General features: G+C 68.4%; 16 protein-coding genes and 1 tRNA gene. 10 read left to right on the forward strand and 7 right to left on the reverse strand.

Going from position 1 to position 12,905, the window contains the following annotated elements; all coding sequences use genetic code 11:
* The first annotated feature begins 146 nt into the window (after positions 1 to 146).
* From P1P75_RS18520 to P1P75_RS18540, 5 genes are all read left to right on the forward strand, one after another.
* Positions 147 to 1,688, forward strand: coding sequence for an alanine/glycine:cation symporter family protein (locus P1P75_RS18520; protein ID WP_319256638.1), 1,542 nt, complete (start codon positions 147 to 149; stop codon positions 1,686 to 1,688).
* 175 nt (positions 1,689 to 1,863) lie between these two features.
* The gene (locus P1P75_RS18525; protein WP_266457531.1) at positions 1,864 to 2,286 is read left to right on the forward strand and encodes a M67 family metallopeptidase; all 423 of its coding nucleotides are present in this window, start codon (positions 1,864 to 1,866) and stop codon (positions 2,284 to 2,286) included.
* Between the two features lie 313 nt (positions 2,287 to 2,599).
* The gene (locus P1P75_RS18530; RefSeq protein ID WP_319256640.1) at positions 2,600 to 2,695 is read left to right on the forward strand and encodes a putative leader peptide; all 96 of its coding nucleotides are present in this window, start codon (positions 2,600 to 2,602) and stop codon (positions 2,693 to 2,695) included.
* A 91-nt stretch (positions 2,696 to 2,786) separates the two neighbouring features.
* On the forward strand, positions 2,787 to 3,065 hold the full coding sequence (locus tag P1P75_RS18535; protein ID WP_086770351.1) for a MoaD/ThiS family protein: 279 nt from the start codon (positions 2,787 to 2,789) through the stop codon (positions 3,063 to 3,065).
* Positions 3,066 to 3,073: 8 nt separating this feature from the next.
* Positions 3,074 to 4,024, forward strand: coding sequence for a PLP-dependent cysteine synthase family protein (locus P1P75_RS18540; protein ID WP_073496250.1), 951 nt, complete (start codon positions 3,074 to 3,076; stop codon positions 4,022 to 4,024).
* 19 nt (positions 4,025 to 4,043) lie between these two features.
* Here P1P75_RS18540 and P1P75_RS18545 read toward each other — a convergent pair whose 3' ends face one another.
* Positions 4,044 to 4,472, reverse strand: a complete 429-nt coding sequence (locus P1P75_RS18545; RefSeq protein ID WP_319256643.1) for a type II toxin-antitoxin system PemK/MazF family toxin — start codon at positions 4,470 to 4,472, stop codon at positions 4,044 to 4,046.
* Positions 4,473 to 4,721: 249 nt separating this feature from the next.
* On the opposite strand from P1P75_RS18545, the gene P1P75_RS18550 reads away from it, so the two are divergent.
* Positions 4,722 to 5,474, forward strand: a complete 753-nt coding sequence (locus P1P75_RS18550) for an MBL fold metallo-hydrolase (protein ID WP_266457519.1) — start codon at positions 4,722 to 4,724, stop codon at positions 5,472 to 5,474.
* An 89-nt stretch (positions 5,475 to 5,563) separates the two neighbouring features.
* Here the strand turns inward: P1P75_RS18550 and P1P75_RS18555 are convergent, their stop codons facing one another.
* Both P1P75_RS18555 and P1P75_RS18560 read right to left on the reverse strand, forming a co-directional pair.
* Complete coding sequence (locus P1P75_RS18555; protein ID WP_319256645.1) at positions 5,564 to 6,871, reverse strand: PTS transporter subunit EIIC; 1,308 nt, start codon at positions 6,869 to 6,871, stop codon at positions 5,564 to 5,566.
* A gap of 201 nt (positions 6,872 to 7,072) precedes the next feature.
* Positions 7,073 to 8,374: a PTS transporter subunit EIIC gene (locus P1P75_RS18560; protein WP_319256665.1), complete on the reverse strand. Its 1,302-nt coding sequence runs from the start codon at positions 8,372 to 8,374 to the stop codon at positions 7,073 to 7,075.
* Positions 8,375 to 8,449: 75 nt separating this feature from the next.
* Here P1P75_RS18560 and P1P75_RS18565 point away from each other — a divergent pair, with 75 nt between their 5' ends.
* From P1P75_RS18565 to rdgB, 4 genes are all read left to right on the forward strand, one after another.
* A complete protein-coding gene (locus P1P75_RS18565) occupies positions 8,450 to 8,794 on the forward strand; it encodes a PTS glucose/sucrose transporter subunit IIB (RefSeq protein WP_319256668.1) in 345 nt (114 codons plus the stop codon).
* A gap of 78 nt (positions 8,795 to 8,872) precedes the next feature.
* Entirely contained in the window at positions 8,873 to 9,610 is a 738-nt protein-coding gene (gene rph / locus P1P75_RS18570) for a ribonuclease PH (RefSeq protein WP_319256647.1), read from the forward strand.
* A gap of 133 nt (positions 9,611 to 9,743) precedes the next feature.
* Complete coding sequence (locus P1P75_RS18575) at positions 9,744 to 10,154, forward strand: hypothetical protein (protein WP_319256649.1); 411 nt, start codon at positions 9,744 to 9,746, stop codon at positions 10,152 to 10,154.
* Between the two features lie 54 nt (positions 10,155 to 10,208).
* Positions 10,209 to 10,811 carry an RdgB/HAM1 family non-canonical purine NTP pyrophosphatase gene (gene rdgB, locus P1P75_RS18580; protein ID WP_319256652.1) on the forward strand — a complete coding sequence of 201 codons (603 nt, stop codon included), beginning with the start codon at positions 10,209 to 10,211 and terminating at the stop codon, positions 10,809 to 10,811.
* Positions 10,812 to 10,866: 55 nt separating this feature from the next.
* Here the strand turns inward: rdgB and P1P75_RS18585 are convergent.
* The 4 genes from P1P75_RS18585 to bcp form a co-directional block, all read right to left on the reverse strand.
* Positions 10,867 to 10,939 (reverse strand) — tRNA-Leu (locus P1P75_RS18585).
* Positions 10,940 to 10,964: 25 nt separating this feature from the next.
* Complete coding sequence (locus tag P1P75_RS18590) at positions 10,965 to 11,615, reverse strand: HNH endonuclease (protein ID WP_319256654.1); 651 nt, start codon at positions 11,613 to 11,615, stop codon at positions 10,965 to 10,967.
* Positions 11,612 to 12,262: an HNH endonuclease signature motif containing protein gene (locus P1P75_RS18595; RefSeq protein WP_319256656.1), complete on the reverse strand. Its 651-nt coding sequence runs from the start codon at positions 12,260 to 12,262 to the stop codon at positions 11,612 to 11,614. Before P1P75_RS18595 ends, P1P75_RS18590 begins: the two co-directional genes overlap by 4 nt.
* Positions 12,263 to 12,400: 138 nt before the next feature.
* A complete protein-coding gene (gene bcp / locus P1P75_RS18600; RefSeq protein ID WP_319256658.1) occupies positions 12,401 to 12,868 on the reverse strand; it encodes a thioredoxin-dependent thiol peroxidase in 468 nt (155 codons plus the stop codon).
* Between the last annotated feature and the right edge of the window lie 37 nt (positions 12,869 to 12,905).

Consider the following 12,905-nt stretch of genomic DNA (forward strand, 5'->3'; position numbering starts at 1 on the left):
GCGCACGACAGAGCAGTACCGGCCCGGGTCCGCGGGTCCCCGCTCTCTCCCCGTCGCCGACGGACAACGGCGTCTGCTCCACGACCGACCGCACTCCGGTCCGCCGCGCCCCCACGCCGGCGTGCCCCGCGCCCCGAGGTTGCTTGATGTCACTCGAATCCATCACGAACTCCATTGACGAATCCGTCAGTGACTTCTTCGAACCCGTCGCCGACGCCGTCGCCGACGTCGTGTTCTACACCGTCCCGGTGGGCGGCACCGAGCTTCCGCTCATCGTCGCCTGGCTGGTGATCGCGGGGCTGATCTTCACCGTCGGGTTCGGACTCGTCCAGGTGCGCAAGTTCAAGCTCGCCTTCGACACCGTGCGCGGCAAGTACGACGAGGAGGGCTCGGTCGGTGAGGTCAGCCACTTCCAGGCGCTGACCGCCGCCGTGTCCGGCACCGTGGGCCTCGGCAACATCGCCGGTGTCGCCGTCGCCGTCTCCATCGGCGGTCCGGGTGCCACGTTCTGGATGATCCTGTGCGGTCTGCTCGGCATGGCGACCAAGTTCGTCGAGGTCACCCTCGGTGTGAAGTACCGGGTGGAGCACGAGGACGGCACCGTCTCCGGCGGTCCGATGCACTACCTCCCCAGGGGGCTCGCCGAGCGCTTCGGCAGCGGCGGCGCCAAGCTCGGCAAGGTGCTCGCGGTCCTCGCCTCGATCATGATCCTCTTCTTCGGCCTCTTCGGCGGCAACCTGCTCCAGGCCAACCAGAGCTACGCGCAGATCGCCTCGACCGTCGGCGGCGAGGACGGCTTCATGGCCTCCTCCGCCGGTGCCATCCTCTTCGGCCTCGTGGTCGCCGCCCTCGTCGGCCTCGTGCTGCTCGGCGGCATCCGCTCCATCGCCTCGGTCACCAGCCGGCTCGTTCCGGCGATGGCCGGCATGTACATCGTGGCCTGCCTCGTCGTCATCCTCGCGAACGTCACCGCGGTGCCGGACGCGATCCAGACCGTCTTCGACGGCGCGTTCCAGGCCGACGGCGTCACCGGTGGTGTGATCGGCGCCCTGATCGTCGGCTTCCAGCGGGCCGCCTTCTCCAACGAGGCCGGTCTGGGCTCCGCCCCGATCGCCCACTCCGCGGTCAGGACCAAGCACCCCGCGAGCGAGGGCCTGGTCGCCCTGCTGGAACCGTTCATCGACACGGTCGTCATCTGCACCATGACCGCCCTGACCATCATCATCGCCGACCCGGCGAGCTGGGCCGACGCCCGTGCCGGCGAGAGCATCGGCGGTGTCACCATCACCTCCGACGCGTTCGCGACCGTACTGCCCTGGTTCCCCCACGTGCTGACCGTCGCGGTGCTGCTGTTCGCCTTCTCCACGATCCTGACCTGGGGCTACTACGGCCTCAAGGCCTGGTCGTACCTCTTCGGCAAGAGCCGGACCAGCGAACTCACCTTCAAGGCCCTGTGGAGCCTGTTCGTCGTCGCCGGCTCGCTGCTCTCCCTCGACTCGCTGATCAGCCTGGCCGACTCGGCGCTCTTCCTGCTGTCGGTCTTCAACATCATCGGCCTCTACCTGCTGGCGCCCGTGGTCAAGAGGGAACTGGACTCCTTCATGGACTTCGTCCGCAGCCGCAAGGCCCGCGCGGCCGTGGGCGGCGGCGACCCCGAGGACGAACGGGAAGCGGTCAAGGTCGTCTGACGACCTCTGCGCAGGAACCGTCCGCACCACCCACCGCGGTGCGGGCGGCCCTCCTGCCCACGATGCGGGCCGCCCCGTACCGCCCCCGGTACGGCGCGGCCCGCCCGTCTGCCGCCGCTCCCCGCCTGACGAACCGCGCGCCGCCCCTTCGGCTCCCCTGTCTATCCTGGCGACCATGCTCACCATCACCCAGGCCCTGTTCGACCAGATCGTCGCCCACGCGCGCGAGGACCACCCCGACGAGGCGTGCGGCGTGGTCGCGGGCCCCGCGGGCTCGGACCGCCCGGAGCGGTTCATCCCCATGCTCAACGCCGCCCGCTCGCCCACGTTCTACGAGTTCGACTCGCAGGACCTGCTCAAGCTCTACCGCGAGATGGACGACCGCGACGAGGAGCCGGTGATCATCTACCACTCCCACACCGCCACCGAGGCCTACCCCTCGCGCACGGACCTCTCCTACGCCAACGAGCCCGGAGCCCACTACGTCCTCGTCTCCACCGCCGACACCGACGACGCGGGCCCCTTCCAGTTCCGCTCCTACCGGATCGTGGAGGGCCAGGTCACGGAGGAGGAGATCAAGGTCGTCGAGGCGTACTGAGCCGGGCCGGACGCCCGCTCCGCCCACGCGCCGAACCTCCCGTTTCCGCCAGGGACGCGCACAGCCGGCCCCGGCGGAGACGGTGTTGACGCCAAGGACGCACGCACGCCGCCCCACCTTGCAGGACGTGGCCCGATGGCTCGTGGACGACGGCACGCCGACCGCGTTCTCGGTGGTCGTCCCCACCCGCCCGGTGCTCCGGCAGGCCGCCCGAACCGGGCCCGCCGTCGGCCGTCTCACTCCCCGGCCCCATCTCGTCCATCATGTGGGATCACACTCCAGGGCCCGGACCGGGAATCGATACGATGAGCCCATGGTTTCCTACGACGTGAGCGAGAAGACGCCGGGCGCACTGCTCGTGGCGCGGCTGCACGTCGACCTGTGCAGGCTCGCCAGCGCCATCTGTTGACGCCGGCCCTGCCGCCGTACGGCCGTGCGCCGCGGCGCCCTCACACGCATGTACCTGCGCTGCCCACACCTTCCGACAGGAGCCCTGAGCCATGGCCATCGAGGTCCGCATCCCCACCATCCTGCGCCAGTACACCGACGGCAAGAAGGCGGTGGAGGGCAGCGGTGACACCCTCGCCGACCTGTTCACCGACCTCGAGACCCGGCACACGGGCATCAGGGACCGCATCGTGGAGAAGGGCCAGCTGCGCCGCTTCGTCAACGTGTACCTGAACGACGAGGACGTCCGCTTCGTCGAGGGCATCGACACCAAGCTCGCCGACGGCGACACCGTGACGATCCTGCCGGCCGTGGCCGGCGGCATGGCCTGAGCGACCCGATGCGCTACGACTCCCCCCTCGCCGCGGTGGGCAACACCCCTCTGGTGCGCCTGCCGCGGCTCTCGCCGTCCGCCGATGTCCGCATCTGGGCCAAGCTGGAGGACCGAAACCCCACCGGCTCGGTCAAGGACCGCCCCGCCCTGCACATGATCGAGCAGGCCGAGAAGGACGGCCGGCTCACCCCCGGCTGCACCATCCTCGAACCCACCAGCGGCAACACCGGCATCTCCCTCGCCATGGCGGCCAAGCTCAAGGGCTACCGCATGGTCTGCGTCATGCCGGAGAACACCTCCCAGGAACGCCGCGAGCTGCTCGCCATGTGGGGCGCCGAGATCATCCCCAGCCCCGCCGCCGGCGGCTCCAACACCGCCGTACGCGTCGCCAAGGAGCTGTCCGCCGAGCACCCCGACTGGGTGATGCTCTACCAGTACGGCAACCCCGACAACGCCGGCGCCCACTACGCCACCACCGGCCCGGAGATCCTCGCCGACCTCCCGTCCGTCACCCACTTCGTCGCCGGACTCGGCACCACCGGCACCCTCATGGGCGTCGGCCGCTTCCTGCGCGAGCACAAGCCCGACGTCAAGATCGTCGCCGCCGAACCGCGCTACGACGACCTGGTCTACGGCCTGCGCAACCTCGACGAGGGCTTCGTCCCCGAGCTGTACGACGCCTCCGTCCTCACCACCCGCTTCTCGGTCGGTTCCGCCGACGCCGTCACCCGCACCCGCGAGCTGCTCCAGCAGGAAGGCATCTTCGCGGGCGTCTCCACGGGTGCCGCCCTGCACGCCGCGATCGGTGTCGGCAGGAAGGCGCTCACCGCGGGCGAGAGCGCCGACATCGTGTTCGTCGTCGCCGACGGCGGCTGGAAGTACCTCTCCACCGGCGTCTACACGGCCGCCACCACCGAAGAGGCCATCGAAACCCTCCAGGGCCAGCTCTGGGCGTGAGCGGCCCCTTCGTGCACCTCTACTTCGCCAGGTGACGGACCTGGTCCCACAGGACCGGGTCCACCACACCCACCCGCCGCCGGAAGTCGCCCAGCGCAACCTGGCGCAGCTCGTCCGTCTCCAGGTAGCTCGCCCGCCCCCGCGTGTCCCCGACCGCGCCCGGCGGCAGCGGAATCACCCCGGCCCGCTCGTCGTGGTACCTGCTGGTGATCTTCGCGACGGTCACCCGGTTCCCCCGCACCACCAGCACCAGACAGGGCCGGTCCTTCGCACCCGGACCGTCCTCGAACGGCACGTTCGCCCACCAGATCTCCGCCGGCCGAGGCCGCCCCGGCGGCCGGGACCTGCGCCCCGCCGGACGCCGGCCGCGCCCCCATCCGTCGACGAGCGCGGCGACGAGCGCGAGCAGCACCACCGCCGCGAGAGCCACCCACCAGGACGTGTCCATACGCACGACCGTACCGGGGCGCGTTCACCCTCGCGCGCCCTCCCGCGCGCCCCCGCACCCCCGGTCCAGCCGAACCGGTGACACCACAGGTGAGTTCCCCCACAACGGCCCCTGGTGGAGGAGCGACCAAAGGTTTTGCGCCTTACGCTCGACGAACCGCACGACCTCTGTCGCCCCCTTTTCACGACCGTCCGTTTTCCGATCTTCTCCGGTACTTCTCGGTTTCCCGCCAGCGGAGGTTTCTGCTCTATGAAGCTCACCGTCGTCGGCTGCTCAGGGTCGTTCCCGTCCGCGGAATCGGCCTGCTCGAGCTACCTCGTCGAGGCCGACGGCTTCCGGCTGCTTCTCGACATGGGCAACGGCGCCCTCGGCGAGCTGCAGCGCCACTGCGGTCTCTACGACCTCGACGCGATCTTCCTCAGTCATCTGCACGCCGACCACTGCATCGACATGTGCGCGTACTTCGTGGCCCGCTACTACCGCCACGACGGAGGCCGCTGCGCCCCCATCCCGGTCTACGGCCCCGAAGGCACCGAACACCGCCTCACCACGGCCTACGCCGACACCCCCTCGGCCTCCTCGATGAGCGAGGTCTTCGACTTCCACACCGTCAAGCCCTCCACCTTCGACATCGGCCCGTTCACGGTCCACACGGAACGCGTGGCCCACCCGGTGGAGGCGTACGGCATCCGCGTCGAGCACGGCGGGCGCTCGCTCACCTACTCAGGCGACACCGGAGTCAGTCCGGCCCTGGACGAACTCGCCCGCGACAGCGACCTGTTCCTGTGCGAGGCCGCGTTCACGTACGGCAAGGAAAGCATCCCCGACCTGCACCTCAACGGCCGCGAGGCGGGTGAGACGGCCGCCCGCGCGGGCGCCCGCCGCCTCGTCCTCACCCACATCCCCCCGTGGACCGACCCGCAGGTCAACCTCGCGGACGCCCGCGCGGCGTTCGACGGCCCGGTGGAAGCGGCGGCGCCGAGAGTGACGTACGAGATCTGAAGTCCCCGCACACGACGAAGGCCCCCGGAGCGGTTCAGGGCTCCCGGGGCCTTCGCATGCGCCTGCTGTGTACGTCCGTCAGCCGAGGCTCACGCCTTCGTGAGGTCCTCGACCTCCTCCTCGGGCTCGCGGCCGGGGGTGGTGAGGTTGAACTTGGTGATCGCGAAGCGGAAGACGACGTAGTAGATCGCGCCGAAGGCCAGGCCCACGGGAATCATCAGCCAGGGCTTGGTGGAGATGCCCCAGTTGATGAGGACGTCGGTCAGGCCGGCCGAGAAGCTGAAGCCCATGTGAATGCCCAGCGCCCAGGTGACCGCCATGGAGATCGCTGTCAGCACGGCGTGGATCGCGTACAGCAGCGGGGCGATGAACATGAACGAGAACTCGATCGGCTCGGTCACACCGGTGACGAACGAGGTCAGGGCCAGCGACATCATCATGCCCATCACGGCCTTGCGGCGCTCGGGACGGGCCGTGTGGGCGATGGCGAGCGCGGCGGCCGGCAGGCCGAACATCATGATCGGGAAGAAGCCGGTCATGAAGAGGCCGGCGTCCGGGTCACCGGCGAAGAAGCGCGGCAGGTCGCCGTGGAACACGGTCCCGGCGGCGTTGGTGAAGTCGCCAATCTGGAACCACGCGACGGAGTTGACGAACTGGTGCATGCCGATCGGGATCAGCGCGCGGTTGATCAGGCCGAAGAGGGCAGCGCCGAAGGAGCCGAGGCCGGTCATCCACTCGCCGAAGTCGGTGATGACGTCACCGATGGGCTGCCAGCCGACGACGACCAGGACACCGAGGAGGGTGCCGACGGCGGCCATGATGATCGGCACGAGCCGGCGGCCGTTGAAGAAGCCGAGCCAGTCGACGAGCTGCTTGCGGTGGTAGCGCTGCCACAGCACGGCCGTCAACAGACCGAGGATGATGCCGCCGAGGACGCCGGGGTTCTGGAAGCTCGCGGTCTGCGCGGCTTCGTTGCCCTTCTGCCAGAAGCCGCCGCCGAGCCCGGTCGCCGTGTAGGTGGCGCCTTCGTGACCGTCCTCGATCGGGAACTGGTGGATCACCGCGTAGTAGGTGAGGAAGCTGACCACGGCGGCGAGGGCCGTCGAACCGTCGGCCTTCTTGGCGAAGCCGATGGCCACGCCTATGCAGAACAGCAGGGGCAGCCCGAAGGAGCTGTCCAGGATGGCGCCGCCGGCACCGGCGAACACCTTGGCGACGTCGGCAGGCAGGTGCAGCTTCTCCTGCACGTCCGCCTGGCCGAGACGCAGGAGAAGCCCCGCCGCCGGCAGTACGGCGATCGGCAACTGCAGGCTGCGGCCGACCTTCTGAAGGCCCTGGAACAGGCCGGATCCCCACTTCTTCGTGGGGGCCGCCGTTGGCGAGGTGGCGGTGCTCATACACTTCCTCCATCGGGTGGTGGTCTACACCACTCAGTGGTGTAGACCTGTTTCTAGCACGATGAAGGCGATATAAGGAACCCGTCAAAACTGCAACCGGAACACTACGCAGCGCACCCGCCCGAGCGACCCCCGCCGAGCATGACGAAGGGCCCCCGGACCACTGGTCCGAAGGCCCCAACCCCTTGCCAGTAAGGGCTTTCAGGGTTTCGTGATGTCCTCGTGCTCCTCCTCCGGCTCCCGCCCCGGCGTCTTCAGATCGAACCGTGTGATCGCGAAGCGGAAGATCACGTAGTACACGAGGGCGAAGCACAGGCCGATCGGAATGATCGCCCACGGCTTCGTCGCCAGGTTCCAGTTGATGACGTAGTCGATGAGACCCGCGGAGAAACTGAAGCCGTCGTGCACTCCCAGCCCCCACGTCACCGCCATCGACACACCCGTCAGCACCGCGTGGATCGCGTACAGCACCGGCGCCACGAACAGGAACGAGTACTCGATCGGCTCCGTGATGCCCGTGACGAACGACGTCAGCGCCACCGACAGCATCAGCCCGCCGACCTCCTTCCGGCGGCCCGGCCGCGCGCAGTGCGTGATCGCCAGAGCCGCCGCAGGCAACGCGAACATCATGATCGGGAAGAACCCCGACGTGAACTGACCCGCGTCCGGATCACCCGCCAGGAACATGTTGATGTCACCGTGCACCACCGTCCCGTCCGGCCTGGTGTACGAGCCGAACTGGAACCAGATGGGCACGTTCAGGAACTGGTGCAGACCGATCACCAGCAGCGCCCGGTTCGCGATACCGAAGATGCCGGCACCCCACGCGTCCAGACCGTCCAGCCAGTCGCTGAAGTTCTCCAGCGCGTCACCGATCGGCGGCCAGACCCACAGGCACAACGCCGCGAACGCGATGGCCACGAACGCCATGATGATCGGCACCAGCCGGCGGCCGTTGAAGAAGCCCAGCCAGTCCACCAGCTTCGTACGGTGAAACCGCTGCCAGAAATAGGCGGCGAGCAAGCCGATCACGATCCCGCCGAAGACACCCGGATTCTGGTACGTGAACGCCACCACCGTGCCGTCCTCGATGCCCTGGCAGCCGATGCCCGGCACCGCCCTCAACCCCTCGCCGCAGTCCTCAGGGAACTGCCGCAGCACGTTGTAGTACACAAGGAAACCCGCCACCGCCGCCAGCGCCGTCGAGCCGTCCGACTTCTTCGCCATACCGATGGCCACACCGACGCAGAACAGCAACGGCAGCCCCAGCTGACCGTCCAGCAGGGCGCCACCCGCGCCCGCCATCACCTTCGAGACGTCCGTCCAGCCCAGCCCGTCGGCCCCGAACACATCAGGCTGACCAAGCCTGTTGAGGATCCCCGCCGCAGGCAGCACGGCGATCGGCAGCTGAAGACTGCGCCCCATCTTCTGCAGACCCTGGAACAGACCGTTCCAACGGGCCCGCGCAGGCCCGACCGTGGTGTCAGCGCTCTCGGCACTCATGGTTTGGCGACCGCCTGTCAGGTGGTGTAGACCAGCTACGGACGATTTCGATGCTGTGACGTCATCCTTCGATACATCCGGCACGATCGCTCGCAAAGATGGGCCAACTGTGGGTTACTACGACAAAGCGGTCGCCATCGACAGCAGCCCACCCAGTCGGAACTCAGGGACCTCAGGGAGAAGGACATGGCCACCAAGGCTGAGAAGATCGTCGCCGGGCTCGGCGGCATCGACAACATCGAAGAAGTCGAAGGCTGCATCACCCGCCTCCGCACCGAGGTCATCGACGCCGGCAAGGTCGACGAAGCCGCCCTGAAGGCCGCCGGCGCCCACGGCGTCGTCAAGATGGGCACCGCCATCCAGGTCGTCATCGGCACCGACGCCGACCCCATCGCCGGGGAGATCGAAGACATGATGTGAGCCCCACCGCTCACTCGAAAGGGCCCCACCGCACCCGCGGCAGGGGCCCCTTCCACGCCTGCCGCTAGGCTCGACACCATGTCTCGCATCGACGGCCGCACCCCCGAACAGCTCCGCCCCGTCACCATCGAACGCGGCTGGAGCAAGCACGCCGAAGGCTCCGTCCTCGTCTCCTTCGGCGACACCAAAGTCTTCTGCACCGCCTCCGTCACCGAAGGCGTCCCCCGCTGGCGCAAGGGCAGCGGCGAAGGCTGGGTCACCGCCGAATACTCCATGCTCCCCCGCGCCACCAACACCCGCGGCGACCGCGAGTCCGTCCGCGGCAAGATCGGCGGCCGCACCCACGAGATCTCCCGCCTCATCGGCCGTTCCCTGCGCGCCGTCATCGACTACAAGGCCCTCGGCGAGAACACCGTCGTCCTCGACTGCGACGTCCTCCAGGCCGACGGCGGCACCCGCACCGCCGCCATCACCGGCGCCTACGTCGCCCTCGCCGACGCCATCACCTGGGCCCAGGGCCGCAAACTGATCAAGGCCGGCCGCCAGCCCCTCACCGGCACCGTCTCCGCCGTCTCCGTCGGCATCGTCGGCGGCATCCCCCTCCTCGACCTCTGCTACGAGGAAGACGTCCGCGCCGAGACCGACATGAACGTCGTCTGCACCGGCGACGGCCGCTTCGTCGAGGTCCAGGGCACCGCCGAGGCCGAGCCGTTCGCCCGCGAGGAACTCAACTCCCTGCTGGACCTTGCCGTTTCCGGCTGCACGGAATTGACCGTGCTCCAGCGCGCCGCCCTTGATACCGTCCTGCAAAAGTAAAGAGAACGCCAAACAGGGCCGGACGCGCGGGCAACCCCGCCGTCCGCCCCGGCGTCTTGCGCAGTACCACGGCCCGCGCACGGCCGCACACAACGGGGGCCTCCCGGGGCCTGCATCAGGGAGGAACACCGTCATGTCCAAGGTCGCGAGCCGTCACCGAGGCCGCCGTATCAGCATCGCCGCCGCCACCGCGGCCGTCGCACTCACCGTGGGACTCACCACCACCGGCTGCGACGCCGTGAACAAGGCACTCGACTGCGTCCAGACCGCCGACGCCATCGCCGACAGCGTCACCGACCTCCAGCAGGCCGTCGAGAACGCCGCCAACGACCCGACGCAGACCCAGGAATCCCTCACCTCCATCGAGAAGAACCTCGACAAGATAGGTGAGAAGACGGACAACACCGACGTCAACAAGGCGGTCGACGACCTCCGCGAAGCCGTCACCAACGTCCGCACCGCCGTGGACAAGGGCGACAACACCCCCGACCTCAGCCCCGTCACCGACGCCGCAGGCGAACTGACCAAGGTCTGCACCCCCTAGCACCCCGCGGAACCGCGCGCGAGGGTCGGGACACCGAGTCGGGATACTGGGCCCATGACCCGCCTGATCCTCGCCACCCGCAACGCCGGAAAGATCACCGAACTCAGGTCGATCCTCGCCGACGCAGGCCTGCCCCACGACCTCGTCGGCGCGGACGCCTACCCCGACATCCCCGACGTCAAGGAAACCGGCGTCACCTTCGCCGAGAACGCCCTCCTCAAGGCCCACGCCCTCGCCCGCGCCACCGGCCATCCCGCCATCGCCGACGACTCCGGCCTCTGCGTCGACGTCCTGAACGGCGCCCCCGGCATCTTCTCGGCCCGCTGGTCAGGACGCCACGGCGACGACAAGGCCAACCTGGAACTCCTCCTCGCCCAGCTCGCCGACATCGCCGACGAACACCGGGGCGCCCACTTCGCCTGCGCGGCGGCCCTGGCATTGCCGGACGGCACGGAGCGGGTCGTACAGGGCCAGCTGAGGGGCCTGTTGCGCCACGCCCCGACCGGCACGAACGGCTTCGGCTACGACCCGATCCTCCAGCCGGAGGGCGACACGCGAACGTGCGCCGAGCTGACCGCGGACGAGAAGAACGCGATCAGCCACCGGGGGAAGGCGTTCCGGGGACTGGTGCCGGCGATTCGGGAGCTGTTGGGCTGAACCCGCGGAAAGGCCCCGCGCCTTTGAATCGAAGGTGCGGGGCTCATTTCGCCTGTGCGCCCGGTCGGATTTGAACCGACAACACCAGGCTTCTAAGGCCTGTCTCTCTGCCGTTGGAGTACGAGCGCGTGAGTCGCGCTCTACTCTACTGGGCTAGATCCGCCGACGTCTGCCGCCTCTGCACCACGTGCTGGTGATCGCATGACAGTTGGGGCAGAGCAGCCGTAGGTTCTCCCGCCGGTCGTCGCTCCAGTCCCCGTTGATGTGATCGACCTCCAGGGTCATGGGCTTGCCGAGCCATTCCGGGCCGGTGCCGCACCTGGCGCACTCTTCCGTCACGCCAACTTCTTCGAGCGCTCGGCGCAGGCGTTTTGTCGTCGTTCGCTGGCTGCCGTTGTGCCATACCAGAACGTCCTCAGGCCGCTTGGCGTTCGGGGCTCGTTTTCCCCGTCGGTGCGCCTGGCCCATGAAGTGTTCCGTAGTGAGGCGATCGTCGGTGATCCACCTGCGCAGCTTCTTCCGCTGCGCGGCGGTGTCCGTGCGGCCAAGGCGGCGTAGCACGTCTGCCAAGGACGGGGACTCCGCGACGGCCGTCCGTAGCTCGTCGGGGGTTGGCCGGGCGGACCTGCCGCAGGGGCGGAAGTGCGAGATATCGATGCTGAAGTGGGCGAATCGCGTGGCGAGGTATTTGCGGAGGTAGCCGTATGGCCGGGTGCCGAAGAAGGCGATGACCTCGTCGAGGTCGGAACAGCGAGCTGCTGCTTCGGCCAGGCGCTCGCGGGTGTACTGCACGCCGCTACTCATGCAGCCCTGCCCTTGCCACGACCCCTGTAACTGTCGGTTGTCGAGTGGCAGTTGGGGCAAAGTAACCGCAGGTTCTCGATGCGGTTGTTCCGCCAGTTGCCGTCGATGTGGTCGACCTCCAAGGGGAGCGGCTCCCCGAGCCATACGCCTTCGATCCCGCACAGGGCGCAGTGCTTCTCGACGCCCAGCTCGCTCATCGCCCGCTTGAGGCGGCTGCTCGGTGTCCGCCTGGCATGTGCCGACGTGTCCTCGGTGAGGATGTCCTCGGCAGTTCGGCGGCGCTGGTTGTACCGCTGTCGCTCCGTGCGGACCACTGGCGTGAAATGTGAGGTGTCGATGCCATAGGCCTTGATGCGCCGCGAGATGTTCGTGTGGTGTCCGCCGACGATCTCAAGTCCGAGTTGACGCAGAACGTCGTTGATGCTTGTCGACGCGGCGACCACCGGTTCAAGGATCTCCCTTGTCCACTTGGCCCCCTCCCGCTCGAAATGGGAGACATCCACTCCCAGCTTCTTCATCCGCTCACGGACGTACCGCCGCTTCCAGCTCTTCGGATCCACCCCCAACCTCCCGCACGCCTCCGTCAACGTCCGAGCTCCCCGAGCCGCCTCCTCCAGCCGCTCCTTCGGGTACGCGCTGACCCCCATGGTTCCCCTCCGTCTCCGACCACCCGTTCGTGGTCTCGTACGGAGTAACGAACCGCTTATCGGACAGTCACGCCCGAAAAGCAGGAACGGCCCGCGGTGACCGAGGTCGACGCGGGCCGTGGCGGGGAGGGGCGGGGGTCAGATGCCGAGGTCCTTGATGATCTTGGCTACGTGGCCGGTGGCCCGGACGTTGTAGAGGGCGTGTTCGACCTTGCCCTGCTCGTCGACGATGATCGTGGAGCGGATGACGCCCATGTAGGTCTTGCCGTAGTTCTTCTTCTCGCCGTAGGCGGCGTAGGCCTCGGTGACCGTCTTCTCGGGGTCGGCGAGGAGGGTGACCTTGAGGGATTCCTTCTCGCGGAACGTGCCGAGCTTCTCGGGGGTGTCGGGGGAGATGCCGATGACGTCGTACCCGGCGCCGGCGAGGAGGTCGAGGTTGTCGGTGAAGTCGCAGGCCTGCTTCGTGCAGCCGGGGGTCAGGGCGGCCGGGTAGAAGTAGACGATGACCTTGCGGCCCTTGTGGTCCGACAGGGACACCTCGTGGCCGTCGGCGTCGGGGAGGGTGAAGGCGGGGGCCACGTCGCCGGGCTGGAGTCGCTCGCTCATCGGTCCAGCGTAACGGGGGGTCCTGACGGTACGGGCG

This window comes from Streptomyces sp. ID05-39B, assembly GCF_033794725.1.
Taxonomy (GTDB): Bacteria; Actinomycetota; Actinomycetes; order Streptomycetales; family Streptomycetaceae; genus Streptomyces; species Streptomyces bobili.